General features: G+C 42.7%; 22 protein-coding genes. 21 read left to right on the top strand and 1 reads right to left on the bottom strand.

Annotated elements, in window-relative coordinates:
- Window positions 1-366 (bottom strand): GntR family transcriptional regulator, encoded by a 366-nt coding sequence (locus AXF18_RS00805; protein WP_000119117.1) that lies wholly within the window; start codon window positions 364-366, stop codon window positions 1-3.
- Between the two features lie 140 nt (window positions 367-506).
- Here AXF18_RS00805 and nrdR point away from each other — a divergent pair, with 140 nt between their 5' ends.
- The 21 genes from nrdR (at window position 507) to AXF18_RS00700 (ending at window position 26052) form a co-directional block, all read left to right on the top strand.
- Window positions 507-980, top strand: a complete 474-nt coding sequence (gene nrdR, locus AXF18_RS00800) for a transcriptional regulator NrdR (protein ID WP_001203678.1) — start codon at window positions 507-509, stop codon at window positions 978-980.
- Window positions 981-2144 (top strand): DnaD domain protein, encoded by a 1164-nt coding sequence (locus AXF18_RS00795; protein WP_000803928.1) that lies wholly within the window; start codon window positions 981-983, stop codon window positions 2142-2144. It begins immediately after the preceding gene.
- Complete coding sequence (dnaI, locus tag AXF18_RS00790; protein ID WP_000446485.1) at window positions 2145-3041, top strand: primosomal protein DnaI; 897 nt, start codon at window positions 2145-2147, stop codon at window positions 3039-3041.
- Window positions 3038-3751: an NADPH-dependent oxidoreductase gene (locus AXF18_RS00785; RefSeq protein WP_065371346.1), complete on the top strand. Its 714-nt coding sequence runs from the start codon at window positions 3038-3040 to the stop codon at window positions 3749-3751. Before dnaI ends, AXF18_RS00785 begins: the two co-directional genes overlap by 4 nt.
- A gap of 13 nt (window positions 3752-3764) precedes the next feature.
- Window positions 3765-5075 (top strand): ribosome biogenesis GTPase Der, encoded by a 1311-nt coding sequence (gene der, locus AXF18_RS00780; protein ID WP_001207684.1) that lies wholly within the window; start codon window positions 3765-3767, stop codon window positions 5073-5075.
- Window positions 5076-5303: 228 nt separating this feature from the next.
- The gene (locus AXF18_RS00775) at window positions 5304-6149 is read left to right on the top strand and encodes a YgcG family protein (protein ID WP_065371345.1); all 846 of its coding nucleotides are present in this window, start codon (window positions 5304-5306) and stop codon (window positions 6147-6149) included.
- 160 nt (window positions 6150-6309) lie between these two features.
- The gene (locus tag AXF18_RS00770; protein ID WP_000812476.1) at window positions 6310-6906 is read left to right on the top strand and encodes a LemA family protein; all 597 of its coding nucleotides are present in this window, start codon (window positions 6310-6312) and stop codon (window positions 6904-6906) included.
- 132 nt (window positions 6907-7038) lie between these two features.
- On the top strand, window positions 7039-7329 hold the full coding sequence (locus tag AXF18_RS00765) for a hypothetical protein (RefSeq protein WP_000415961.1): 291 nt from the start codon (window positions 7039-7041) through the stop codon (window positions 7327-7329).
- 144 nt (window positions 7330-7473) lie between these two features.
- Window positions 7474-8229, top strand: coding sequence for a DNA alkylation repair protein (locus AXF18_RS00760; RefSeq protein ID WP_065371344.1), 756 nt, complete (start codon window positions 7474-7476; stop codon window positions 8227-8229).
- A gap of 130 nt (window positions 8230-8359) precedes the next feature.
- Window positions 8360-10873, top strand: a complete 2514-nt coding sequence (gene secA / locus AXF18_RS00755; RefSeq protein ID WP_045616788.1) for a preprotein translocase subunit SecA — start codon at window positions 8360-8362, stop codon at window positions 10871-10873.
- 78 nt (window positions 10874-10951) lie between these two features.
- Window positions 10952-11983: a 3-deoxy-7-phosphoheptulonate synthase gene (locus AXF18_RS00750; protein WP_065371343.1), complete on the top strand. Its 1032-nt coding sequence runs from the start codon at window positions 10952-10954 to the stop codon at window positions 11981-11983.
- Between the two features lies 1 nt (window position 11984).
- On the top strand, window positions 11985-13016 hold the full coding sequence (locus tag AXF18_RS00745; RefSeq protein WP_000864028.1) for a 3-deoxy-7-phosphoheptulonate synthase: 1032 nt from the start codon (window positions 11985-11987) through the stop codon (window positions 13014-13016).
- A 44-nt stretch (window positions 13017-13060) separates the two neighbouring features.
- On the top strand, window positions 13061-13423 hold the full coding sequence (gene acpS / locus AXF18_RS00740; protein ID WP_057489321.1) for a holo-ACP synthase: 363 nt from the start codon (window positions 13061-13063) through the stop codon (window positions 13421-13423).
- On the top strand, window positions 13413-14516 hold the full coding sequence (gene alr, locus AXF18_RS00735) for an alanine racemase (RefSeq protein ID WP_065371342.1): 1104 nt from the start codon (window positions 13413-13415) through the stop codon (window positions 14514-14516). Before acpS ends, alr begins: the two co-directional genes overlap by 11 nt.
- 17 nt (window positions 14517-14533) lie before the next feature.
- Window positions 14534-16549 (top strand): ATP-dependent DNA helicase RecG, encoded by a 2016-nt coding sequence (gene recG, locus AXF18_RS00730; RefSeq protein WP_065371341.1) that lies wholly within the window; start codon window positions 14534-14536, stop codon window positions 16547-16549.
- Window positions 16550-17017: 468 nt separating this feature from the next.
- Window positions 17018-17998: an acetylxylan esterase gene (locus AXF18_RS00725; RefSeq protein ID WP_049550297.1), complete on the top strand. Its 981-nt coding sequence runs from the start codon at window positions 17018-17020 to the stop codon at window positions 17996-17998.
- A 340-nt stretch (window positions 17999-18338) separates the two neighbouring features.
- Window positions 18339-21737, top strand: coding sequence for an SIALI-17 repeat-containing surface protein (locus AXF18_RS00720; protein WP_065371340.1), 3399 nt, complete (start codon window positions 18339-18341; stop codon window positions 21735-21737).
- 233 nt (window positions 21738-21970) lie between these two features.
- The gene (locus AXF18_RS00715) at window positions 21971-22669 is read left to right on the top strand and encodes an N-acetylmannosamine-6-phosphate 2-epimerase (protein WP_001135645.1); all 699 of its coding nucleotides are present in this window, start codon (window positions 21971-21973) and stop codon (window positions 22667-22669) included.
- A gap of 113 nt (window positions 22670-22782) precedes the next feature.
- The gene (locus AXF18_RS00710) at window positions 22783-24111 is read left to right on the top strand and encodes an extracellular solute-binding protein (protein WP_000672117.1); all 1329 of its coding nucleotides are present in this window, start codon (window positions 22783-22785) and stop codon (window positions 24109-24111) included.
- A 219-nt stretch (window positions 24112-24330) separates the two neighbouring features.
- The gene (locus tag AXF18_RS00705; protein ID WP_172837213.1) at window positions 24331-25197 is read left to right on the top strand and encodes a carbohydrate ABC transporter permease; all 867 of its coding nucleotides are present in this window, start codon (window positions 24331-24333) and stop codon (window positions 25195-25197) included.
- Between the two features lie 15 nt (window positions 25198-25212).
- Window positions 25213-26052, top strand: a complete 840-nt coding sequence (locus AXF18_RS00700; RefSeq protein WP_001183243.1) for a carbohydrate ABC transporter permease — start codon at window positions 25213-25215, stop codon at window positions 26050-26052.
- Window positions 26053-26233: the final 181 nt, after the last annotated feature.

The following is a 26233-nucleotide window of genomic DNA, read 5'->3' as shown; positions in this document are numbered from 1 at the left end:
TTAAACTCCTTTAATATAGTCGCTTAATACATTTGGCAGTTCTTCTTTTTTGTAGCCAAATTGGAGCATGCAAGAGACGAATTGTTGCAGTTGCTCCTCGGAAAGTTGTTTGCGGGACTGAAGGATGAGGTCCAAATCCTCGGTGACAAATCGACCAGTTGTCCGCTTGCTATATACAAATCCTTCACGTTCGAGGTCAGACAAGGCGCGCTGAATGGTATTGGGATTGACCCCAGCCTCGCTCGCCAAATCTCTCACGGTAGGGAGCTGTTGATTGGGTTCCAGTTCATGGGAAACAATCTGTAATTTGATTTTTTCCATAATCTGTAAATAAATCGGTTTTGTATTATCAAATGACCAGGACATCATAGTCTCCTTTCTTTTCCTTTATTGTTCTAATCAAATAATACAATAAAACAAAAAACTTGTCAAGTAAAAATAAGAATTGTTTTGGGAATTGCTCAAAAAATGGTATAATGAAAAGAAAACGACAAGGAGGGAAGTGCATGCGTTGTCCAAAATGTGGGGCTACCAAGTCTAGTGTTGTTGATAGTCGACAAGCCGAAGAAGGAAATACCATCCGCCGAAGACGTGAGTGCGACGAGTGTCAGCATCGTTTTACAACCTATGAACGAGTAGAAGAAAGAACGCTGGTTGTCGTCAAAAAAGACGGTACGCGAGAGCAGTTTTCAAGAGATAAAATCTTTAATGGGATTATCCGCTCAGCCCAGAAACGTCCTGTGTCAAGTGATGAAATCAACATGGTGGTCAATCGCATCGAGCAAAAACTCCGTAGTCGCAGTGAGAATGAGATCCAAAGTGAATATATTGGGTCCTTAGTCATGGAAGAATTGGCAGAGCTTGATGAGATCACCTATGTTCGTTTTGCCAGTGTTTACCGTAGCTTTAAGGATGTGAGTGAGTTGGAGAGTCTGCTTCAGCAGATCACCCAGTCCTCTAAGAAGAAAAAGGAAAAATAGATGAAACCAAATGACCGTTTTTCTTTTCTAAAGAATAATCGGGTGTCGCAAGATACCTCTTCTCTGGTGCAGTGCTACCTCCCGATTATCGGTCAGGAGGCACTGAGCCTCTATCTATATACCATTACCTTTTGGGATGGTGGGCAAAAGGAACACCTCTTTTCCCATATCCTCAACCACTTAAACTTTGGCATGCCGACCTTGCTCCAATCCTTCAAAGTCTTATCTGCCTTCGATCTGTTGACCCTTTATCAGAAGGAGAATGTCTATGAATTACAGCTTCATTCTCCCCTTTCCAGTCAAGAATTTCTAAGTCATTCTGTCTATAGCAGATTATTAGAGAAAAAGATTGGGGATACAGCTGTTTCTGCTATGAAGCAGACTCCAAGTGAGGGAGAAGCACTCTCTGTTTCTTTGAGCCAAGTCTTTCCAACCCTGACTGAAGAAGTGACACCAAGCGAGTCTAAAAGCAAGTTAAAAAATGATTTTGACTTGGAACATTTCCAGCGTCTGATGGCTCGAGATGGCTTGCGTTTTGAAGACGAGCAGGCGGATGTTTTGGAATTGTTCGCCATTGCAGATGAAAAAAAATGGACCTGGTTTGAAACCTATCAATTAGCTAAGGCGACAGCTGTAGCTCAGGTTATTTCTGTCAAACGCATGCGTGAAAAGATAGCACAAAAACCAGCTACTTCTGACTTTAGCCCCAAAGAAATGACCATTATCAGGGAAGCCAAAAATAAAACTCCCCTGCACTTTTTAGCCGAAATCAAGCAAACGCGTAAGGGGAACATCACCCAAAGTGAAAGAGAACTCCTTCACCAGATGGCGTCTTTAGGCTTGTTGGATGAAGTCATCAATATCGTCTTGCTTCTAACCTTTAACAAGGTTGATTCGGCCAATGTCAATGAGAAATATGCCATGAAGGTCGCCAATGACTATGCTTATCAAAAAATTCGGACAGCAGAAGAAGCTGTGCTTCGGATTCGAGAGCGTCAGCAAAAAGGCCAAGAAGACAAAAAATTGAAAACTAGCTCGACTAAGACAAATGTTCCCAAGTGGAGCAATCCAGAATATAAAAATCAAACCAGCGAGGAAACTCGTCTGGAACTAGAACGTAAAAAACAAGAAATGTTAGCCCGATTAGAAGAAGGAGGAGACTAGATGGAAAGTGTGGGTGACGTTATCAAGCGTCAGACAAGTCGTTTTCAGTATCAGGACCTAGTCCAGCAGATTATGAAGGACCCAGATGTAGCGGCTTTTATCCAGAAAGAATCCCTCAGCCCAGAGGAGTTGAATCGTAGCATCTCCAAGTTCAACCAATATATCACAGAACGGGACAAGTTTCTTCGTGGGGATGCGGACTATATAGCGCGTGGCTACAAGCCTATCTTGGTCATGAATCACGGTTATGCGGATGTGTCTTATGAAGAAACACCAGAACTAATCGCGGCAGAAAAAGAGGCTGCAATTAAGAATCGTCTTAAGTTGATCAATCTACCAGCAAGTCTCAAGAAAGCGAAGTTGGCTCAGATTGACCTGGATGATCTAGGACGCTTGCCAATTTTTGAGAGACTCTATGCCTTTGTTGACCTTTACCCTAGTATCCGAAAAGGTCTCTATCTTTACGGAGATTTTGGTGTTGGAAAGAGTTTCATGATGGCAGCCTTAGCTCACGACCTATCTGAAAAACGTGGAGCATCAACGACGATTCTCCATTATCCAAGTTTTGTCATTGATGTGAAAAATGCCATCGGTGAAGGATCTGTGAAGACCTTGGTGGATGAAATCAAGTTAGCAGAAGTCCTGGTCTTGGATGATATTGGTGCAGAGCAGTCGACTCCTTGGGTACGTGATGAGATTCTCCAAGTCATTCTTCAGTATCGCATGCAGGAAGATTTGCCGACCTTCTTTACTTCCAACTTTAATTTCCAAGATTTGGAAAAACATTTTGCCAAAGGAAAGAATGGAAATGATGAGACTTGGGAAGCTAGACGAGTTATGGAACGAATCCGTTATTTGGCTGAGGAGACAAGACTAGAAGGAGAAAATCGCCGATGACAGAAACCATTAAACTGATGAAAGCTCATACTTCAGTTCGTCGCTTTAAGGAGCAAGAGATTCCTCAAGCAGACTTGGACGAGATTTTGACTGCTGGACAAATGGCATCATCTTGGAAAAATTTCCAATCCTACTCTGTGATTCTTGTGCGCAGTCAAGAGAAGAAAAATGCCTTATATGAACTGGTTCCTCAGGAAGCCATTCGCCAGTCAGCTGCCTTTTTGCTCTTTGTTGGTGACTTGAATCGAGCGGAAAAGGGAGCAAGCCTTCATACAGACACTTTCCAACCTCAAGGAGTGGAAGGTCTCCTCATCACGTCTGTGGACGCTGCGCTTGCTGGGCAAAATACCTTGCTTGCAGCAGAGAGTCTGGGATATGGTGGTGTGATTATCGGTTTGGTCCGTTATAAGTCAGAAGAAGTGGCAGCGCTTTTTAACCTGCCTGACTATACCTACCCTGTTTTTGGGATTGCCCTTGGCGTGCCAGATCAACAACATGATGTCAAACCAAGACTGCCATTGAACCAAGTGGTATTTGAAGAAGAATACCAAGAACAGCCAGTAGCAGCGATTTTGGACTATGACCAAGTACAAGCCGACTATGCTGGTGCGCGTGCGACAACCTCTTGGAGTCAGCGTTTGGCAGAGCAGTTTGGTCAAGCCGAACCTCGTTCAACTCGGAAGAATCTAGAACAGAAAAAGTTATTGTAGAAAGTGAGAAAACATGGCCTTACCAACTATTGCCATTGTGGGACGTCCCAATGTTGGGAAATCAACCCTATTTAATCGGATCGCTGGTGAGCGGATCTCAATCGTAGAAGATGTCGAGGGTGTGACACGTGACCGTATCTATGCAACGGGTGAGTGGCTCAATCGTTCCTTTAGTATGATTGATACGGGAGGGATTGACGATGTCGATGCTCCCTTCATGGAACAAATCAAGCACCAGGCAGAAATCGCTATGGAAGAAGCTGATGTTATCGTTTTTGTAGTGTCTGGGAAAGAAGGAATCACAGATGCAGATGAGTACGTAGCTCGCAAACTCTATAAAACCCATAAACCCGTTATCCTAGCGGTTAACAAGGTTGATAACCCTGAAATGCGAAATGACATCTTTGATTTCTATGCGCTTGGATTGGGCGAACCGTTGCCAATTTCGTCTGTCCACGGTATCGGTACCGGTGATGTGCTGGATGCCATTGTGGAAAATCTACCACACGAAGTTGAAGAAGAAAATCCAGACGTGATTAAATTTAGCTTGATTGGCCGTCCTAACGTTGGAAAGTCAAGTTTGATTAACGCTATTTTGGGAGAAGACCGCGTGATTGCTAGTCCAGTAGCTGGAACAACGCGTGATGCCATTGATACCCATTTTACAGATGCTGATGGACAAGAGTTCACCATGATTGATACAGCTGGTATGCGTAAGTCTGGTAAAGTCTATGAAAATACGGAGAAATACTCTGTCATGCGTGCCATGCGTGCTATTGACCGTTCTGACGTGGTCTTGATGGTCCTCAATGCCGAAGAAGGTATTCGTGAGTACGACAAGCGCATCGCAGGTTTTGCCCATGAAGCCGGTAAAGGGATGATCATCGTGGTCAACAAGTGGGATACACTTGAAAAAGACAACCACACCATGAAGAAATGGGAAGAGGATATCCGTGAGCAGTTCCAATATCTGCCTTACGCACCGATTGTCTTTGTATCCGCTCTTACCAAGCAACGTCTCCATAAACTGCCTGAGATGATCAAGCAAATCAGTGAAAGCCAAAACACCCGTATCCCATCAGCTGTCTTGAACGATGTGATTATGGATGCCATTGCCATCAATCCAACACCGACAGACAAAGGAAAACGCCTCAAGATTTTCTACGCAACCCAAGTGGCAACCAAGCCACCAACCTTTGTCATCTTTGTCAATGAAGAAGAACTCATGCACTTCTCTTACTTGCGTTTCTTGGAAAATCAAATCCGCAAGGCCTTTGTCTTTGAGGGAACACCGATTCACTTGATTGCGAGAAAACGCAAGTAAACCTTGCTTGTTTTTCTACAAAAATAAACTAAAAGAAGACTTCATAGTCTTCTTTTTTCTATACTAAAAGGGGAGAAAAGAACCTACCAAATTGGGGGAGAATCTGTCATCAAATTTCAATCATTTTCCTAGATTTTGTAATCTATTTGTAATGAAAATGCACTTTCTTTGTAAAAATCAAAATGCTATAATTCCTTAAATCAATTTTCCTTTATCAGGGAGGTTATTATGAAAAAAAGCAGATTATTTAAACATAGTTTGTTGGTTCGCTTGCTTGGGTTGCTGATGGTCTTTCTCTTCTTGTCAGCATTCACAGCACCTGAAAAACCTGAGTACGGGATCTATGACCCGGATCACTATCTAACGGATGAGACTATAAGTCAAATTCGAGAATTGAATAATGTCAATAGTAAAAAATCAGAAAAATTCCAGATGGGTGTTTACGTTGTGAAAAGCCTAAATGGAGAAACAATCGAGACTGTAGCCAATGAAACAGCTAGAGCTTGGAAGATTGGCTACTCGGGAGACAATCATGGTGTCTTGATTGTGGTAGCAGTCCAAGATAGAAAATCACGGATTGAAACCAGTAATAATGTGGCCAGTAAGATCACTGACTATCAGACTCACAGGTTCTTGACAACAGCACGTCCTTACTTTAAAAATGGTGACTATAACAAGGGTGTTCTCTCAATAGTCAATAATCTCAACTACATGTTCTATAGTGGATCGAGTACGACTTCTTCAAGTTCTAGAAGTAGTTACGACTATGCTACTAATTCTAGTCGTCTAAGAGAAATTGAAAAGTATACCGCTGGGAGTCAATCTTCGAAACGTCATCGAAAAAGCAGTTCGAGCGACGGAGTTATCGTATTTGGAGTTCTCATTTACTTCATCGTGATGATTATCGGATTTCTATTTGGTGGTCGTGGTTCACGTGGAGATGATTCTAGCGGTGGCTGGTGGGGCGGTGACTCATCAGACTCAGGTTCCTCTTGGTCTGACTCAGGCTCCGACTCATCTGGAGGCTGGGACGGCGGTGGCTTCGATGGTGGCGGTTCGTCTGATGACTGGTGAGTGATCATATATTGTTCAAACCGATTTCTCCATGCAGTAAGGTGACTCCTTTGCAAGAGTTCACTCCTTAATTAAAAATAAAAGCAAAGTTTGGGAAATTGATTTAAAATCTGAGTATTATCTCAGAAAAGTTGATAAAAGAAAGTGTTAAGGTTTTGATATGAAACAAAATAAAGTAATTCTCTCAATAGTGGTGATTTTCTTTGGACTACTAGTTCTGGGAAGTTGTTCCGCAGTGACGACCTATAACGGTCTGGTTGGTGAACAGACTAAAGTGGAGCAGGCTCAGGCCGATGTCTCTACAGCCCTCCAACGTCGTTCGGACTTGATTGGTAACTTGGTGGAGTCCGTTAAAGGACAAATGAATCATGAAACCGAAGTCTTTACCAAGATTGCGGATGCTAGAGCTAAAATCGGTAGTAGCTCAGTGACATCGGAAGAAAACCAAAAGGCTCAGGGAGAATTGAGCTCTGCTCTTTCCCGCTTGATTTCCTTGACGGAGAATTATCCAGAACTCAAGAGCAATCAAAATGTTGAGCAACTAATGGTCGAACTTTCAGGCAGTGAAAATCGTATCTTTGTAGCACGCAAGGATTATAATAAAGTCGCAGCGGAGTACAATCAAAAGTTGAGAAGTTTTCCAACCGTGCTTTTTGCAAATATGATGAACTTTAAAGAAGCTGAAACTTTTAAAGAAACAGAAGAAGCCAAGACAGTTCCTAAGGTCGATTTTGGAACATCTTCATCAAGTCAATAAAGTGAATCAGCCTATGAATAAAGGAATTTCTCTAGTATGACTAGTGATTTTAAACCCGAACCTGGAAAGCTTTTTCCAGGTTTTTTTGGTATAATAAAAGGGAAGAGACAGTGACTCAAATGGAGGTTTGCTATGGAGAAAACAAAAGCCTTTCTTGAAGCGCACTACAAGAGATATATTCTTACGATTTGCCTTCTCTGGTTCCTCATGTTTATCCTTCCTTGGGATTGGCAAATAGGAGGAGTTTCAGTATATTATTTCGTTATGAAAAAAATCTTTGTGGTTTTTGGAGTTTTATCCATCCTATACTCCGTGCTGATTAAAAAAATCAGTCTTCTCATCTTTGGCATCATCTTTTGCTTGGCCTTCTGGATCAATCTCTTTTGGTATTTTGGGATATTGCCTATATTCTTGGGAAATTAAACATTAACAAATGAAGGACCAGACTAGCTTCTAGTCCTTTTTTCTTTCTTGTTAAAATAGTTGGAGATATGAAAATAATTTTGTTGACGGGCTGTCTGTATGATATAATAAGTCCCGTAAAATGAAGATTAAGGGATTTGAAAAATGGCTAAAAAAGTAAAAGATTATTATGACTTAGCTTATGCTAGTGATTTGAGTCGACGGTTGAAAGAAGCGTCCCCTGCATTTGATGGACAAAAGTTTAGGCTCTTGTTAGAAAAAGACTTGGAAGAGTTGGAGTTTAGCCAGCGTCAAGAACTCTTGGCTAGAGGTATCAAAGATTGTCTTCCCCTATCTTATCAGGACTCTCTCAAGGTTTTTGAGAAAATTTTGGGTCCTGAGTTAGAGGGTGGTTTAGGTATGTTCTCAGAAGGATATTGGCTTTGGCCAATCGGAAAATATGTAGAGCTACATGGGGACAAGGAATTTGAATTGAGCGCGGCCTTTAGTAAGGAACTAACCAAGCGATTTACTGGGGAATTTTCTATGAGACCTTTGCTGGCTCGCTATCCTAAGGCTACAATGATTTTGCTGTTAGAATGGAGTCGGGATGAAAATTTGCGCGTTCGTAGACTTGCCAGCGAATGTATGCGTATCCGTCTGCCTTGGGCTAAGAGACAAACCGTGGTATTGGATTATTTTGAGGAGTTTACCACTATTCTGACCAATCTAAAAGATGATAGAGACAAGTCTATTCAAAAAAGTGTAGCCAATAATCTAAATGATTTGTACAAGGAAGATCCTGATAAGTTTGAAAAGATACTTCAAACTTGGCAAAAGGAGGATTTGAGTCCAAGTTGTGCCTGGGTCATCAAGCATGCCTCACGAACAAAAAACAAAAAAATAGCAACAGAAGATTGATGCAAAAAAAGCTGAATTTTGACTGGTCTTTTCCGTTGTAAATTAAGGATTCTTTCTTGAAAAATAATGGTAAATATGCTAAAATTAAAAGAACATTCTAAAATATTCAGAATAAAAAGTAAGGAAAATCATGGCTAATATTTTAAAAACGATTATTGAAAATGATAAAGGAGAACTTCGTCGTCTGGAAAAAATGGCTGATAAGGTTCTTAACTATGAGAGCCAAATGGCTGCAATGTCAGACGAAGAACTAAAAGCGAAAACTGACGAATTTAAAGAACGATACAACAAGGGTGAATCACTTGATTCATTGCTATATGAGGCTTTTGCAGTAGTTCGTGAAGCTGCAAAACGTGTCCTTGGGCTCTTCCCTTATAAGGTTCAGGTCATGGGTGGGATTGTTCTTCACCATGGTGACGTTCCAGAGATGCGTACGGGTGAAGGGAAGACCTTGACAGCGACTATGCCAGTGTACCTCAATGCCCTTGCAGGTAAAGGGGTTCACGTAGTTACAGTCAATGAATACCTAACAGAACGTGACGCGACTGAAATGGGTGAATTGTACTCATGGCTCGGTCTGTCAGTAGGGATCAACTTGGCAGCAAAATCTCCAATGGAGAAAAAAGAAGCTTATCTTTGCGATATTACCTACTCAACCAACTCAGAGATTGGTTTCGACTACCTTCGTGATAACATGGTCGTTCGTGCAGAAAACATGGTGCAACGTCCACTCAATTATGCCTTGGTCGATGAGGTTGACTCTATTTTGATCGACGAAGCTCGTACACCATTGATCGTTTCAGGTGCCAATGCAGTTGAAACAAGCCAACTCTACCATATGGCAGACCACTTCGTGAAATCTTTGGACAAGGACGACTATATCATTGACGTTCAGTCTAAGACGATCGGTTTGTCAGACTCTGGTATTGACAAGGCAGAAAGCTACTTCAAACTAGAAAATCTCTACGACATTGAAAATGTAGCTCTTACTCACTTTATCGACAATGCCCTCCGTGCCAACTATATCATGATTCTCGATATCGACTATGTGGTTAGTGAAGAGCAGGAAATCTTGATTGTCGACCAATTTACAGGTCGTACCATGGAAGGTCGTCGTTACTCGGATGGTTTGCACCAAGCGATCGAAGCAAAAGAAGGTGTGCCAATCCAAGATGAGACCAAGACTTCAGCTTCTATTACCTATCAAAACCTCTTTCGTATGTATAAGAAATTGGCAGGTATGACAGGTACTGGTAAAACAGAAGAAGAAGAATTCCGCGAAATTTACAACATTCGTGTTATCCCAATCCCAACCAACCGTCCAATTCAACGTATCGACCACTCAGACCTTCTCTATGCAAGTCTTGATGCGAAATTTAAGGCTGTAGTTGAAGATGTAAAAGCTCGTTACCAAAAAGGTCAGCCGGTCTTGGTAGGTACAGTTGCCGTTGAAACGAGTGACTTCCTTTCTAAGAAATTAGTAGCAGCAGGTGTTCCTCACGAAGTCTTGAATGCGAAGAACCACTATAGAGAAGCGCAAATCATCATGAACGCTGGTCAACGTGGTGCTGTTACCATCGCAACCAACATGGCCGGTCGTGGTACCGACATTAAGCTTGGTGAAGGAGTTCGTGAGCTTGGTGGGCTTTGCGTTATCGGTACTGAGCGCCACGAAAGTCGCCGTATTGATAATCAGCTTCGTGGACGTTCAGGTCGTCAAGGAGACCCAGGTGAGTCACAATTCTACTTGTCTCTTGAAGATGATTTGATGAAACGTTTCGGTTCAGAACGTTTGAAAGGTGTCTTTGAACGTCTGAATATGTCTGACGAAGCCATCGAATCTCGCATGTTAACCCGTCAAGTTGAAGCAGCTCAAAAACGTGTCGAAGGAAACAACTACGACACTCGTAAACAAGTCCTTCAATACGACGACGTTATGCGTGAACAACGTGAGATCATCTATGCACAACGTTATGATGTCATTACTGCAGATCGTGACTTGGCACCAGAAATCCATGCTATGATCCGTCGAACAATTGGCCGTATCGTGGATGCACATGCACGTTCGAAAGAAGATGAAAAATTGGAAGCGATCTTGAACTTTGCTAAGTATAACTTGCTTCCAGAAGATTCAATTAGCCGTTCAGACCTTGCAGGTTTGTCAGACCAAGCTATCAAAGATGAACTTTTCCAACGTGCCTTGAAAGTCTATGACAGCCAAGTTGCTAAGCTTCGTGACGAAGATGCAGTGAAAGAATTCCAAAAAGTCTTGATTCTACGTGTTGTAGACAACAAGTGGACAGACCATATCGATGCTCTTGACCAGTTGCGAAATGCTGTTGGTCTTCGTGGATATGCTCAAAACAACCCAGTTGTAGAATATCAAGCAGAAGGTTTCCGCATGTTTAACGACATGATTGGATCGATTGAATTCGATGTGACTCGTTTGATGATGAAAGCACAAATCCATGAACAAGAACGTCCGCAAGTTGAACACAATATCAGTACAACTGCGACTCGTAATATCGCAGCGCAGCAGGCAAGCCTTCCAGAAGATTTGGACTTGAGCCAAATCGGACGAAACGACCAATGCCCATGTGGATCAGGTAAGAAATTCAAGAACTGTCATGGTAAGAGACAATAATATGAGATAAGATACAGCGGATACCTGGTAAAAATCATTTTTTGCTTGGTGTCCGTTTGCTTTATAAGGAGATGAATCATGGTATTTAAAGCTAAAAGTCCTAAAATTAACATTGAAGAAGTTCGCGCCTTGTCTAAATTAGAGGGAGCGGCTCTTGCGAGAAAAAATCAACGTAATCAGGAATTGGAAGCCATCATTCGTGGGGAGGACCAGCGTATTCTCTTGGTGATTGGACCATGTTCATCTGATAATGAAGAGGCGGTTCTCGAGTATGCCAAGCGTCTATCTACTTTGCAAGAAGAGGTCAAAGACCGTATTTTTATGGTCATGCGTGTCTATACAGCTAAACCTCGTACCAATGGAGATGGCTATAAGGGCTTGATTCATCAACCAAATGCGACAGAAGCTCCTAGCTTGATCAATGGGATCAAGGCTGTTCGCCAACTGCACTACCGTGTGATTACCGAGACGGGAATGACAACAGCTGATGAGATGCTTTATCCTGAAAATCTTCCGCTGGTGGATGATTTGATTTCTTATATGGCTGTTGGAGCTCGTTCTGTAGAGGATCAACAGCACCGTTTTGTAGCGAGTGGAGCAGACTTTTCAACAGGATTTAAAAATCCCACATCTGGAAATCTCAATGTTATGTTTAACGGGATTTACGCAGCGCAAAATAAACAGAGTTTCCTTTTCCTTGGTAAAGAGGTGGAAACAACAGGGAATCCATTGTCCCACGCCATTCTTCGCGGTGCCTTGAATGAATACGGGAAGAATATTCCTAACTACTACTATGACAATTTGATGGATACCATTGATCAGTACGAAAAGATGGGCTTGGAAAATCCCTTTATCATCATCGATACCAATCATGACAATTCAGGCAAGCAGTACATGGATCAAATCCGTATCGTTCGTCAGACCTTGATTAACCGTGACTGGAATGAGAAAATCAAAAAATACGTTCGTGGTTTTATGATTGAGTCCTATCTGGAAGATGGACGTCAAAATGAGCCAGAAGTTTTTGGGAAGTCCATTACAGATCCGTGTCTCGGATGGGACAACACAGAAGCACTTGTTCGTGAAATTTACCAAACGCTAGGAGAGTAAGATGGCATTTATCGAAAAAGGTCAAGAAATTGATATTGAAGCAATCAAGGCTGCGACCCAGTTGTCACCTGAAGCCTTGCGAAAGAAAGAAGCCCGCGATAGAGAGTTGGCAGCCATTATCTCGGGTGAGGACGACCGAATCCTTTTGGTGATGGGGCCTTGTTCTTCTGACAATGAAGAAGCAGTACTCGAATATGCTCGTCGCTTAGCCGACTTGCAGAAAAAAGTTGCGGATAAAATCTTTATCGTGATGCGTGTCTATACGGCTAAACCTCGTACTAATGGAGATGGCTATAAGGGCATGATTCATCAACCAAATACCAGCGAAGCGCCTAGTCTCATCAATGGCTTGCAGGCTGTTCGTCAGCTGCACTACCGTGTGATTACGGAGACGGGCTTGACGACAGCTGATGAGATGCTTTATCCGTCAAATCTCGTTTTGGTTGATGATCTAGTCAGCTACCATGCTGTAGGGGCTCGTTCAGTGGAGGACCAAGAACACCGTTTTGTAGCCTCTGGTATTGATGCTCCAGTTGGAATGAAAAATCCAACATCTGGGAACCTTGGGGTTATGTTTAATGCTATCTATGCAGCTCAAAACAAGCAAACCTTCCTTTACCATGGACAAGAAGTGGAAACTTCAGGAAATCCTTTGGCCCACGTTATTCTTCGTGGTGCCATGAACGAATATGGTAAAAATGAACCTAATTTCTACTATGAAACACTCTTAAATGCCATCAATCGCTATGAGACTATGGGACTTGAAAATCCCTTCATTATCATCGATACCAATCATGACAATTCTGGCAAGCAGTATATGGAACAAATTCGCATTGTTCGTCAAGCCTTGCTGAATCGTGACTGGAATGAAAAGATTAAAAAGACGGTTCGAGGCTTTATGATCGAATCTTACCTAGCAGATGGTCGCCAAAATCAACCAGAGGTCTTTGGTTGCTCCATAACTGACCCTTGTCTAGGCTGGGAAAATACAGTAGCCTTGGTAGAAGAAATTTATACTACCTTAACAAAATAAGTGAAAAGGATGGAGTTGGGGGATTCTCAGCTCCTTTTATGAGTATGATAGTTGGACACGGAATTGACATCGAAGAATTGGCTTCGATAGAAAACGCAGTTACACGACGTGAGGGCTTTGCTAAGCGCGTGCTGACCCCTAAAGAAATGGAGCGTTTTGCCAGTCTCAAAGGGCGCAGACAGATCGAATACTTGGCAGGTCGCTGGTCGGCTAAGGAGGCCTTTTCCAAGGCTATGGGGACAGGAATTGGCAAACTGACCTTTCAGGATTTGGAAGTTTTGAACAATGAACGCGGGGCTCCCTATTTTAGTCAGTCCCCGTTTTCAGGAAAAATTTGGCTATCGATCAGCCATACAGATCAGTTTGTGACAGCCAGTGTTATTTTGGAGGAAAATCATGAAAGCTAGTCCACATAGACCAACCAAGGCTCTGATAAATCTGGGAGCTATTCGACAAAATATTAAGCAAATGGGGGCTCATATCCCTGAAGGAACGCTCAAGTGGGCAGTGGTCAAGGCCAATGCCTATGGTCATGGGGCTGTTGCCGTTGCGATGGCGATTCAGGACGATGTTGATGGATTTTGTGTTTCCAATATTGATGAAGCCATCGAACTTCGTCAGGCTGGACTCAGCAAGAAAATTCTCATCTTAGGAGTTTCTGAGCTAGAAGTTGTTGCTCTAGCAAAAGAATACGACATCACCTTGACTGTGGCTGGGCTGGAGTGGATTCAAGCGCTCTTAGCTAGGGAGACAGATTTATCTGGCTTAACAGTTCACCTCAAGATTGACTCAGGGATGGGACGGATTGGTTTCCGAGATTCCAGTGAGGCAGAGCAGGCTCAAGCCTTGCTCCAACAATACGGTGCTCGCGTTGAGGGGATTTTTACCCACTTTGCTACTGCAGATGAAGAATCAGATGACTATTTTAATGCTCAGTTAGAATGCTTTAAAGCTATTTTGGCAAGTATGAAGGAAGTTCCAGAGCTGGTTCATGCCAGCAATTCGGCAACGACCCTCTGGCATGCAGAGACTATTTTCAATGCAGTCCGTATGGGAGATGCCATGTATGGTCTCAATCCAAGTGGAGAGGTTTTGGACTTACCCTATGATTTGACACCAGCCTTGACCTTGGAGTCTGCCCTGGTTCATGTCAAGACAGTTCCAGCTGGAGCTTGCATGGGCTATGGAGCCACCTATCAAGCGGATAGTGAGCAAGTCATTGCGACGGTGCCAATCGGTTATGCGGATGGTTGGACACGAGACATGCAGAATTTCTCTGTCTTGGTAGATGGAGAAACGTGCCCAATCGTCGGACGAGTATCTATGGACCAAATCACTATTCGTCTGCCTAAGATTTATCCGCTAGGAACAAAAGTAACCCTAATCGGCACCAACGGCGACAAGGAAATCACAGCTACTCAGGTAGCGACCTACCGTGGAACCATTAACTATGAGGTGGTTTGCCTCCTCAGCGACCGCATTCCGAGAGAATATTATTAAAAAGAAAGGAGTGGAGCATGAATCTACACCAACCCTTGCATGTCTTACCTGGTGTGGGACCAAAATCAGCAGAGAAATACGCCAAACTAGGGATTGAAAACTTGCAAGACCTCTTGCTCTACTTTCCTTTTCGTTACGAAGACTTCAAAACCAAGCAGGTCCTGGAATTGGAAGATGGGGAGAAGGCGGTTCTGTCTGGTCAAGTCGTGACTCCCGCTAGTGTCCAGTATTATGGTTTCAAGCGCAATCGCCTGCGTTTTAGCCTCAAGCAGGGAGAGGTCGTTTTTGCGGTGAATTTTTTTAACCAACCCTATCTGGCTGATAAGATAGAGTTGGGTGCAACTCTTGCCGTTTTTGGAAAATGGGACCGTGCTAAGGCCAGTCTGACAGGTATGAAGGTTCTAGCTCAGGTGGAGGATGACCTCCAACCTGTTTATCGTCTGGCTCAAGGAATCAGTCAGGCCAGTCTGGTCAAGGTCATCAAGACAGCTTTTGATCAAGGATTGGATCTCTTGATTGAGGAAAATCTTCCCCAGTCTTTACTGGATAAATACAAACTCATGTCCCGTTGCCAGGCTGTTCGCGCTATGCATTTTCCTAAGGATTTGGCAGAATACAAGCAGGCCCTTCGTCGTATCAAGTTTGAAGAACTCTTTTATTTTCAGATGCAGTTGCAGTCACTCAAGTCTGAAAATAGAGTTCAGGGAAGCGGTCTGGTTCTGAACTGGTCCCAGGAAAAAGTGATAGCCGTTAAAGAAAGCCTGCCTTTCGCCCTGACCCAAGCTCAGGAAAAAAGTTTGCAGGAAATTTTGACCGACATGAAGTCGGACCATCACATGAATCGTCTCTTGCAAGGAGATGTAGGGAGCGGAAAGACGGTGGTTGCTGGCTTGGCTATGTTTGCGGCGGTGACGTCTGGCTATCAGGCAGCTCTCATGGTGCCAACAGAAATCCTAGCAGAGCAACACTTTGAGAGTTTGAAGAGCCTTTTTCCAGACTTGAAACTGGCTCTCTTGACAGGTTCCTTAAAAGCTGCAGAAAAAAGAGAAGTCTTGGAGACTATTGCCAAGGGTGAGGCCGACTTTATTATCGGCACTCATGCTTTGATACAAGATGGGGTTGATTATGCCCGCCTTGGTTTGATTATCATCGATGAGCAGCACCGTTTTGGTGTGGGGCAAAGGCGTGTTCTGCGGGAAAAAGGCGACAACCCTGACGTTCTCATGATGACGGCGACACCGATTCCACGAACCCTGGCTATCACAGCCTTTGGAGATATGGATGTTTCTATTATTGACCAGATGCCAGCAGGTCGGAAGCCTATTGTGACTCGCTGGATTAAGCATGAGCAGCTGCCTCAGGTTTTGACTTGGTTAGAGGGGGAAATCCAAAAGGGTTCGCAAGCCTACGTTATCTCTCCCTTGATTGAAGAATCTGAAGCTCTGGATCTGAAAAATGCCATTGCCTTATCTGAGGAGTTGACGGCTCATTTTGCAGGTAAGGCAGAAGTGGCTCTTCTACATGGTAAGATGAAGAGTGATGAAAAAGACCAGATTATGCAGGATTTCAAAGAGAGAAAAACGGACATTCTGGTTTCGACGACAGTTATCGAGGTTGGGGTTAATGTCCCCAATGCGACCGTCATGATTATCATGGATGCGGATCGGTTCGGTCTCAGTCAGCTTCACCAGCTCAGAGGTCGTGTTGGTCGGGGAGACAAGCAATCCTATGCTGTTCTTGTGGCTAATCCCAAGACTGATTCTGGGAAAGACCGCATGCGCATCATGACGGAAACGACCAATGGATTTGTCCTTGCAGAGGAAGATTTGAAGATGCGTGGTTCTGGTGAGATTTTTGGAACCAGACAGTCAGGACTTCCAGAGTTTCAAGTGGCTGATATTATCGAAGATTTTCCGATTTTAGAAGAAGCCAGAAAGGTTGCCAGCTACATTAGTTCTATAGAAGGTTGGAAAGAGGATCTAGAATGGCGCATGATTGCTCTCCATCTAGAAAAGAAAGAACATCTAGATTAATACTCTTCGAAAATCTCTTCAAACCACGTCAACGTCGCCTTGGATTATATATGTAACTGACTTCGTCAGTCTTATCTACAACCTCAAAGCAGTGCTTTGAGCAACCTGCGGCTAGTTTCCTAGTTTGCTCTTTGATTTTCATTGAGTATAAGCTTTCTCTAAGGAAAACTTAAGCTAGCTTTTAGGTTTGGGCCTTATACTAGAGTCATCAAAAAGAAACGAGGACTCTCACATGACTATTAAAGTAACCTACCAAAAGAAATATCAGACTTTCAAACTAGAGAAAGGAGCTAGCACCTATTGATAACCAAAGAGCGGAAACGCTCTTTTTATTTTTAAAACTACTTTCAGGCGATAGGTTTGAGGAAAGAGAATCTAAAATCACTTTCTGTTTATCTTTCTTTCTTGCATTGCTTTCCTAGATATGCTAGAGTTATGATAGCGATTACAAAATTAAAGGAGCATGCTATGAAAAATCCAGCTTTACTAGAAGAAATCAAGACTTATCTAGGACGGGATGAGATTCCAGAAGACTTTGATGCTTTCTGGGATGAAGAGGTCAAAAAAGTTTCATCTCTTCCAACCTACCAGTTGGAGGAAAGAGATTTCCATATTCCTCAAGTCAAGTGCTATGAACTTACTTTTGAAGGAACCAATGAAGGCAAGGTTTATGCGCGTGTCGTCCTTCCAAAGAGTGATGAGAAAGTTCCGTTAATCTTCCATTTCCATGGTTATATGGGACGTGGCTGGGACTGGACTGATATGCTGGCCTATACTGTGGCTGGTTACGGTGTTGTTTCCATGGATGTGCGGGGCCAGTCGGGCTATTCGCAAGACGGCTTGCGCTCTCCACTAGGAAATACGGTGAAGGGGCATATCATCCGTGGTGCTGTGGAAGGTCGGGAGCATCTCTTTTATAAGGATGTTTATCTGGATATATACCAGTTAGTTGAAATTGTTGCTAGTCTGCCTCAGGTGGATGAGAAAAGACTTTCTAGCTATGGTGCCTCACAAGGTGGGGCTTTAGCCTTGGTTGCTGCAGCGCTCAATCCTCGGATTCAGAAAACAGTTGCCATCCATCCTTTCTTGTCAGACTTTAGACGAGTGCTTGAGATTGGCAATACCAGTGAAGCCTATGATGAACTCTTCCGATATTTCAAGTTCCACGATCCCTTCCATGAAACAGAGGAGGAAATCATGGCGACTCTTGCCTATATCGATGTGAAAAATCTTGCCCATCGTATTAAAGGTGAGGTCAAGATGATTACGGGCTTGGACGACGATGTTTGCTATCCTATTACCCAGTTTGCGATTTACAACCGCCTAACTTGCGACAAGGCCTATCGCATCATGCCTGAGTATGCCCACGAAGCCATGAATGTTTTTGTCAATGACCAGATTTATAACTGGCTCTGTGGTAGTGAGATTCCTTTTAAGTACGTAAGATAATGAATGGGAGAGCCCAGGAGCTCTCTTTTTTATGCCCAAAACCTGAAAGTACTTTTAGAAAATTTAAAATATTAAAATATTCTTAAAAGTAAAATCTATTCTGTGGGAACACAGATATAAATATAAGACTTTATTGTATAATAAAGGAAAAGTCACTTTTGAAAGGAGGGAGATGGCTACTGGGTGATTAAAGGTATGACCTAGTAGAAAATGAGAGAGGAACGGGAGCTCTCATTTAGTTGTTACTTTCTTGTTAAATCTTGTCTCTCTTAAGAGGCAATAAAAATTTTTAAAGAAAAAAGAAAGCGCTTTATTTTTTATGAAAAATGGAAGGACAAACATGAATTACAACTCTTTACATCGGAAACAGCGATACGGAATTCGAAAATTTGCAATCGGAGCAGCCTCAGTAGTGATTGGTACAGTAGTATTTGGAGTAAATCCAGTCTTAGCCCAAGAGCAAGCCAATGCAGCAGGCGCTAGTACAGAAACAGTCGATTCTGGTCAAGGGCAAGGATTATCAGAGTTACCAAAAGAAGCGTCCTCGGGAGATCTTGCTCATTTGGATAAGGATTTGGCTGGTAAATTGGCAGCAGCTCAAGACAACGGCGTTGAGGTGGACCAAGATCATTTGAAAAAAAATGAGAGTGCAGAATCAGAAACCCCATCCTCTACGGAAACCCCTGCAGAAGAAGCAAATAAGGAAGAGGAATCAGAGGATCAGGGTGCTATTCCTCGTGACTATTACTCAAGAGATTTAAAAAATGCTAATCCTGTCCTTGAAAAAGAAGATGTTGAAACCAATGCAGCAAATGGTCAGAGAGTTGATTTATCAAATGAACTAGACAAACTAAAGCAACTAAAAAATGCTACAGTTCACATGGAGTTCAAACCAGATGCATCAGCTCCACGCTTTTACAATCTCTTTTCTGTATCCAGTGACACCAAGGAAAATGAGTACTTTACTATGTCGGTCCTTGATAATACAGCTCTTATTGAAGGGCGTGGCGCTAATGGAGAGCAGTTCTATGATAAGTATACAGATGCTCCTTTGAAAGTTCGTCCTGGACAATGGAATTCCGTGACCTTTACTGTCGAACAACCAACAGCAGAGTTACCTCATGGTCGAGTTCGTCTTTATGTGAATGGTGTCTTATCTCGAACAAGTCTCAAATCTGGTAACTTCATCAAAGATATGCCAGATGTTAATCAAGCTCAACTTGGAGCAACCAAACGGGGCAATAAAACTGTTTGGGCATCAAACCTACAAGTACGAAACCTAACTGTTTACGATCGTGCTTTAAACCCAGATGAAGTTCAAACACGAAGTCAATTATTTGAAAGAGGTGAATTGGAACAGAAACTTCCTGAGGGAGCAAAAGTCACTGAGAAAGAAGACGTCTTTGAAGGTGGTAGGAACAATCAACCAAATAAAGATGGTATCAAGAGTTATCGTATCCCAGCCCTTCTCAAGACAGATAAAGGAACGCTGATTGCAGGTGCAGATGAACGCCGTCTCCATTCGAGTGACTGGGGTGATATCGGCATGGTCATTAGACGCAGTAAAGATAATGGTAAAACTTGGGGAGATCGAGTAACTATTACCAACCTACGTGACAATCCAAAGGCTTCTGATCCATCAATCGGTTCACCAGTGAATATCGATATGACCCTGACTCAAGATCCTGAAACCAAACGCATTTTTGCCATTTATGACATGTTCCCAGAAGGAAAAGGAATCTTTGGAATGTCTTCGCAAAAAGAAGAAGCCTACAAAGAAATCAATGGTAAAACCTATCAACTCCTCTATCGAGAAGGTGAACAGGAAGCTTATACTATTCGAGAAAATGGTACAGTTTACACTCCAGATGGTAAAGCAACAGACTACCGTGTTGTTGTAGAACCTGTTAAACCGGCCTATAGCGACAAGGGTGATCTATACAAGGGTGACCAGCTACTGGGCAATATCTACTTCACAACAAACAAAACTTCTCCATTTAGAATTGCGAAGGATAGCTACCTATGGATGTCTTACAGCGATGACGACGGGAAGACCTGGTCAGCGCCTCAAGATATTACTCCGATGGTCAAAGCCGATTGGATGAAATTCCTAGGAGTAGGTCCTGGAGTGGGGATTACCCTTCGTACTGGACCACATAAAGGTCGAATCGTCGTTCCTGTCTATACAACTAACCGTACCAACCACCTCAATGGTTCTCAATCATCTCGAATCATCTACTCAGACGACCATGGTAAGACTTGGCATATGGGTGGTGGTGTCAACGACAATCGTACACTTTATGATGGTACAGTAGTCGATTCAAGTACAATGAGTAATTATTATGCTCAAAATACAGAAGCTTCAGTTGTTCAGTTAAACAATGGGGACCTCAAACTCTTTATGCGTGGGTTGACAGAAGATCTACAGGTTGCAACCAGTCATGATGGTGGTCTAACTTGGGACAATAACGTTGAACGCTACGATGTGCCAGACGTTTATGTTCAAATGGCTGCGACTCACACGGTTCAAAATGGCAAAGAGTATATTCTATTAGCAAATGCAAATGGTCCTGGTCGTAAAAATGGTTATATTCGAGTGGCTCGTGTAGAAGAAGATGGTCAGTTAACTTGGTTGCACCACCATTTGATTCAAGAAGGTGAGTATGCTTATAACTCACTTCAACAAATCGGACCAGATGAATTTGGACTTTTATATGAACACCATGCTCCTGGAGGTGTTCCATACACACTTTCCTTCAAGAAGTTCAACTGGGATTTCTTGACCAAGGAAAGAGTTTCTCCTAAAGAAGCAAAAGTAAAATATGCTATCCAAAAATGGCCAGGCATTATAGCCATGGAGTTCGATTCGGAAGTATTGGTAAACAAGGCTCCGACCCTTCAATTGGCAAATGGCAAGACAGCAACCTTTATGACCCAGTACGATACAAAAACTCTCCTATTCACAATAGATCCAGAGGATATGGGTCAAAGAATTACAGGTCTAGCTGAGGGTGCAATTGAAAGCATGCACAATTTACCAGTTTCTTTAGCTGGCTCTAAACTAAGCGATGGTATTAATGGCAGTGAAGCTGCTATCCATGAGGTTCCAGAGTTCACAGGTAGTGTTAATGCTGAGGAAGCCCCAGTGGCAGAGATACCAGAGTACACTGGACCATTGGCAACAGTAGGTGAAGAACCAGCTCCAACAGTAGAAAAACCAGAATTCACTGGTGGTGTCAATGCTGAGGAAGCCCCAGTGGCAGAGATGCCAGAGTACACCGGTCCATTATCAACAGTAGGCGAAGAAGCAGCGTCAACGGTTGAAAAGCCTGAATTTACAGGTGGTGTCAACGCTGTTGAGGCAGCAGTCCATGAACTTCCAGAGTTCAAGGGTGGAGTCAATGCAGTTCTAGCAGCCTCAAACGAGCTTCCGGAATATAGAGGAGGTGCTAACTTTGTCTTGGCAGCTTCAAATGACTTGCCAGAGTATAAGGGTGGAGTCAATGGTGCTGAGGCAGCAGTCCTTGAAGTGCCAGAGTACAAGGGAGACACCAATCTAGTATTAGCAGCTGCAGACAACAAACTGTCTCTAGGCCAAGATGTGACCTATCAAGCGCCAGCAGCTAAACAAGATGAACTTCCAAATACAGGAAGTAAGGAAACAAACTCACTGATTTCCCTTGGTCTTGCAGGTGTTCTTTTATCCTTGTTTGCATTTGGCAAGAAGAGAAAAGAATAATAAGTAAAAGCTATTTGAGTAAGTCTCAGAAGAGATAGCAGGTTTTTCAGCCTGCTATCTTTTTTTATGATATTCAGGTTGATTTGAAATCATAAGAGGTCTGAAACTACTTTCAGGATAGTCTGTTCTATAAAATAGTTTTGAAACTGAAATCCATTCTACTACAAGCTATTGAAAGCGCTTAACAAATGATATATAATAAGCCCATAAGAACAAGAAAGGGAGGAAAGAGGATGCCACAGATCAGCAAAGAAGCCTTGATTGAACAAATCAAAGATGGAATCATTGTCTCTTGCCAGGCACTTCCTCACGAACCGCTTTATACAGAAGCGGGAGGAGTCATTCCCTTGCTAGTCAAAGCGGCTGAGCAAGGTGGAGCAGTCGGTATCCGAGCAAACAGTGTTCGCGATATCAAGGAGATTAAGGAGGTTACGAAACTCCCGATTATCGGGATTATCAAACGTGACTATCCGCCACAGGAGCCTTTCATTACAGCTACGATGAAAGAAGTGGATGAACTGGCTGAACTAGACATCGAGGTCATTGCTCTGGATTGCACCAAACGTGAACGTTACGACGGTTTGGAAATTCAGGACTTTATCCGACAAGTCAAAGAAAAATATCCGCATCAACTCTTGATGGCTGATACCAGTACCTTTGAAGAGGGAATAGCAGCGGTTGAAGCAGGAATTGATTTTGTTGGAACAACCCTATCAGGTTATACCTCTTATAGTCCTAAGGTAGATGGTCCAGACTTTGAACTGATCAAAAAACTGTGTGAAGCAGGTGTGGATGTCATCGCTGAAGGGAAGATTCATACACCAGAACAAGCTAAGCAAATCCTTGAATATGGGGTGCGAGGCATCGTTGTCGGTGGAGCGATTACTAGACCAAAAGAGATTACGGAGCGCTTTGTTGCCGGTCTTAAATAACACAATCTCAAAGCAGAGGAGAGTGGTCGATGCGTTGGATAAAATGAAAACGTATACAAATTCAAAGAACTCATTATCCAATATGGATACGCTTATCAATTAGGAGAATACAAATGAAATTTAGAAAACTAGCTTGTACAGTACTTGCGGGTGCTGCGATTCTTGGCCTTGCGGCTTGTGGTAACTCTGGTGGAAGTAAAGATGCTGGAAGTTCTAGTAGCGATAGCGGAAAAACAGAAATTACTTGGTGGGCATTCCCAGTCTTCACACAAGAAAAAACGGGTGACGGTGTTGGAACATATGAAAAATCAATCATCGAAGCTTTTGAAAAAGCAAATCCAGATGTAAAAGTGAAATTGGAAACCATCGACTTCAAGTCAGGTCCAGAAAAGATCACAACAGCTATCGAAGCGGGAACAGCGCCAGACGTACTCTTTGACGCACCAGGACGTATCATTCAATACGGTAAAAATGGTAAATTGGCTGAGTTGAACGACCTCTTCACAGACGAATTCGTCAAAGATGTCAACAACGAAAACATCGTACAAGCAAGTAAGGCTGGAGATAAAGCTTACATGTATCCAATCAGTTCAGCTCCATTCTACATGGCAATGAACAAGAAAATGTTGGAAGATGCTGGAGTTGCAAACCTTGTAAAAGAAGGTTGGACAACTGATGACTTTGAAAAAGTTTTGAAAGCGCTTAAAGATAAAGGATATACACCAGGTTCATTGTTCAGTTCTGGTCAAGGGGGAGACCAAGGAACACGTGCCTTCATCGCAAACCTTTATGGCGGTTCTGTAACAGACAAAGACGTAACCAAATATACAACAGACGATCCTAAATTCGTCAAAGGTCTTGAAAAAGCGGCTAGCTGGATTAAAGACGGTTTGTTGAACAATGGTTCACAATTTGACGGTGGAGCAGACATCCAAAACTTTGCGAACGGTCAAACTTCATACACAATCCTTTGGGCACCAGCTCAAAACGGTATCCAAGCGAAACTCTTAGAAGCAAGTAAGGTAGATGTGGTAGAAGTACCATTCCCATCAGACTCTGGTAAACCATCTCTTGAATATCTTGTAAACGGATTTGCAGTATTTAACAACAAAGACGATAAGAAAATCGCAGCTGCTAAGAAATTCGTTCAATTCATCGCAGATGACAAAGAATGGGGTCCTAAAGACGTAGTTCGTACAGGTGCCTTCCCAGTTCGTACTTCATTTGGTAAACTTTATGAAGACAAACGTATGGAAACAATCAGTGGCTGGACTAAATACTACTCACCATACTACAACACTATCGATGGATTTGCTGAAATGAGAACACTTTGGTTCCCAATGTTGCAATCTGTATCAAATGGTGACGAAAAACCAGCGGATGCTTTGAAAGCCTTCACTGAAAAAGCTAACGAAACCATCAAAAAAGCTACAAAACAATAAGCACTAAGTCAGATTGATTCCCCCCTTTTCCCTGTGCACTATGGTGTAAGAAAAGGGGGACTTTTATTTGAAATGGTAGGAACTGTCACGAAATTAAAATGAAGTTCTTACATAAGCGAATCTTAAAAAATTTCATTTTGGTTTTAAAACAGTTCAAGAAAATCAAAAACTATTCTATTTGAAAGAGAGGTGCCGACTGTGAAAGTCAATAAAATTCGTATGCGGGAAACAGTGATTTCCTACGCTTTCCTAGCACCAGTGTTATTCTTCTTTGTCATCTTTGTCTTGGCTCCTATGATTATGGGATTCATTACAAGTTTCTTTAACTACTCCATGACTAAATTTGAGTTTGTGGGCTTGGACAACTACATTCGTATGTTTAAAGATCCTGTCTTTATGAAGTCTTTGATCAATACCGTTATCCTGGTTATTGGATCTGTTCCGATTGTGGTTCTCTTCTCGCTCTTTGTAGCATCTCAAACCTATCATCAAAATGCCATTGCCCGTTCTTTCTATCGTTTCGTCTTCTTCCTTCCTGTAGTTACAGGTAGTGTTGCCGTAACGGTTGTATGGAAATGGATCTATGACCCACTATCAGGGATTTTGAACTTTGTCCTTAAGTCAAGCCACATCATCAGCCAAAATATTTCTTGGCTTGGTGACAAAAACTGGGCTTTGCTAGCGATTATGATTATCCTTTTGACAACATCTGTTGGTCAACCGATTATCCTTTATATCGCTGCTATGGGAAATATTGATAACTCACTAGTTGAAGCAGCGCGTGTTGACGGTGCGACTGCGTTACAAGTGTTCTGGAAGATCAAATGGCCTAGCCTCCTTCCAACAACTCTTTACATCGCGATTATTACAACCATCAACTCTTTCCAATGTTTCGCCTTGATTCAGTTGTTGACTTCTGGTGGTCCAAACTATTCAACAAGTACCTTGATGTACTACCTTTACGAAAAAGCCTTCCAATTGACAGAATACGGCTATGCAAATACCATCGGTGTCTTCTTGGCAGTGATGATTGCCATTGTCAGCTTTGCTCAATTCAAGATCCTCGGAAACGACGTAGAATACTAAAGAAAGGAGACAGTTATGCAACCTACACAAAAGAAACCTTTAACAGCTTTCACTGTTATTTCAACGATTATCTTGCTCTTGTTGACCGTACTGTTCATCTTTCCATTCTACTGGATCTTGACAGGGGCCTTCAAATCACAACCTGACACCATTATGATTCCGCCACAGTGGTTCCCTAAAATGCCAACCATGGAGAATTTCCAACAACTCATGGTGCAAAACCCTGCTATGCAGTGGATGTGGAACTCTGTATTTATCTCACTGGTAACCATGTTCTTAGTCTGTGCAACCTCTTCTCTAGCAGGTTATGTCTTGGCTAAGAAACGTTTCTATGGTCAACGCATCCTCTTTGCAGTCTTTATCGCTGCCATGGCTCTTCCAAAACAAGTTGTCCTTGTACCATTGGTACGTATCGTCAACTTCATGGGAATTCACGATACACTTTGGGCAGTGATTTTGCCTTTGATTGGATGGCCATTTGGGGTCTTCCTCATGAAACAGTTCAGTGAAAACATCCCAACAGAATTGCTTGAATCAGCTAAAATCGACGGTTGTGGTGAGATCCGTACTTTCTGGAGCGTAGCCTTCCCTATCGTGAAACCAGGATTTGCAGCCCTTGCAATCTTTACCTTCATCAATACTTGGAACGACTACTTTATGCAGTTGGTTATGTTGACTTCACGTCAAAACTTGACCATCTCACTCGGGGTTGCGACCATGCAGGCCGAAATGGCAACCAACTATGGTTTGATCATGGCGGGTGCAGCTCTAGCAGCCGTGCCAATCGTAACCGTCTTCCTTGTCTTCCAAAAATCCTTCACTCAAGGGATTACTATGGGAGCTGTTAAAGGATAAGACCTTGCGAAAATCGAGTTTAAACGACGTTAGCGTTACCTTGCCATACTTAAGTATTGCCTGGGGTTAGCTTCCTAGTTTGTTCTTCGATTTTCATTGAGTATAAGAGAATACAGAGTTATAAGTGTCTACAAAATGGAGAGTATGCAGTTACTTCGTGAAGTTTTGTCAGACACTTATA

Source organism: Streptococcus sp. oral taxon 064 (assembly GCF_001683375.1).
Taxonomy (GTDB): Bacteria; Bacillota; Bacilli; order Lactobacillales; family Streptococcaceae; genus Streptococcus; species Streptococcus oralis_S.
The sequence above is the reverse complement of the archived record's forward strand: the minus strand, read 5'-3'. Positions and strand labels throughout refer to the sequence as shown.

What these genes read in the sequence shown, in the direction of transcription:
- AXF18_RS00775 (WP_065371345.1), top strand. Translation starts at nt 5,304, where the DNA reads ATGAAAAAAAGCAGATTATTTAAACATAGTTTGTTGGTTCGCTTGCTT.
- AXF18_RS00710 (WP_000672117.1), top strand. Translation starts at nt 22,783, where the DNA reads ATGAAATTTAGAAAACTAGCTTGTACAGTACTTGCGGGTGCTGCGATT.
- alr (WP_065371342.1), top strand. Translation starts at nt 13,413, where the DNA reads ATGAAAGCTAGTCCACATAGACCAACCAAGGCTCTGATAAATCTGGGA.
- AXF18_RS00760 (WP_065371344.1), top strand. Translation starts at nt 7,474, where the DNA reads ATGGCTAAAAAAGTAAAAGATTATTATGACTTAGCTTATGCTAGTGAT.
- acpS (WP_057489321.1), top strand. Translation starts at nt 13,061, where the DNA reads ATGATAGTTGGACACGGAATTGACATCGAAGAATTGGCTTCGATAGAA.
- nrdR (WP_001203678.1), top strand. Translation starts at nt 507, where the DNA reads ATGCGTTGTCCAAAATGTGGGGCTACCAAGTCTAGTGTTGTTGATAGT.
- AXF18_RS00770 (WP_000812476.1), top strand. Translation starts at nt 6,310, where the DNA reads ATGAAACAAAATAAAGTAATTCTCTCAATAGTGGTGATTTTCTTTGGA.
- AXF18_RS00720 (WP_065371340.1), top strand. Translation starts at nt 18,339, where the DNA reads ATGAATTACAACTCTTTACATCGGAAACAGCGATACGGAATTCGAAAA.
- AXF18_RS00745 (WP_000864028.1), top strand. Translation starts at nt 11,985, where the DNA reads ATGGCATTTATCGAAAAAGGTCAAGAAATTGATATTGAAGCAATCAAG.
- der (WP_001207684.1), top strand. Translation starts at nt 3,765, where the DNA reads ATGGCCTTACCAACTATTGCCATTGTGGGACGTCCCAATGTTGGGAAA.
- AXF18_RS00715 (WP_001135645.1), top strand. Translation starts at nt 21,971, where the DNA reads ATGCCACAGATCAGCAAAGAAGCCTTGATTGAACAAATCAAAGATGGA.
- AXF18_RS00725 (WP_049550297.1), top strand. Translation starts at nt 17,018, where the DNA reads ATGAAAAATCCAGCTTTACTAGAAGAAATCAAGACTTATCTAGGACGG.
- dnaI (WP_000446485.1), top strand. Translation starts at nt 2,145, where the DNA reads ATGGAAAGTGTGGGTGACGTTATCAAGCGTCAGACAAGTCGTTTTCAG.
- AXF18_RS00805 (WP_000119117.1), bottom strand. Translation starts at nt 366, where the DNA reads ATGTCCTGGTCATTTGATAATACAAAACCGATTTATTTACAGATTATG.
- AXF18_RS00705 (WP_172837213.1), top strand. Translation starts at nt 24,331, where the DNA reads ATGCGGGAAACAGTGATTTCCTACGCTTTCCTAGCACCAGTGTTATTC.
- AXF18_RS00785 (WP_065371346.1), top strand. Translation starts at nt 3,038, where the DNA reads ATGACAGAAACCATTAAACTGATGAAAGCTCATACTTCAGTTCGTCGC.
- AXF18_RS00765 (WP_000415961.1), top strand. Translation starts at nt 7,039, where the DNA reads ATGGAGAAAACAAAAGCCTTTCTTGAAGCGCACTACAAGAGATATATT.
- secA (WP_045616788.1), top strand. Translation starts at nt 8,360, where the DNA reads ATGGCTAATATTTTAAAAACGATTATTGAAAATGATAAAGGAGAACTT.
- AXF18_RS00700 (WP_001183243.1), top strand. Translation starts at nt 25,213, where the DNA reads ATGCAACCTACACAAAAGAAACCTTTAACAGCTTTCACTGTTATTTCA.
- recG (WP_065371341.1), top strand. Translation starts at nt 14,534, where the DNA reads ATGAATCTACACCAACCCTTGCATGTCTTACCTGGTGTGGGACCAAAA.
- AXF18_RS00795 (WP_000803928.1), top strand. Translation starts at nt 981, where the DNA reads ATGAAACCAAATGACCGTTTTTCTTTTCTAAAGAATAATCGGGTGTCG.
- AXF18_RS00750 (WP_065371343.1), top strand. Translation starts at nt 10,952, where the DNA reads ATGGTATTTAAAGCTAAAAGTCCTAAAATTAACATTGAAGAAGTTCGC.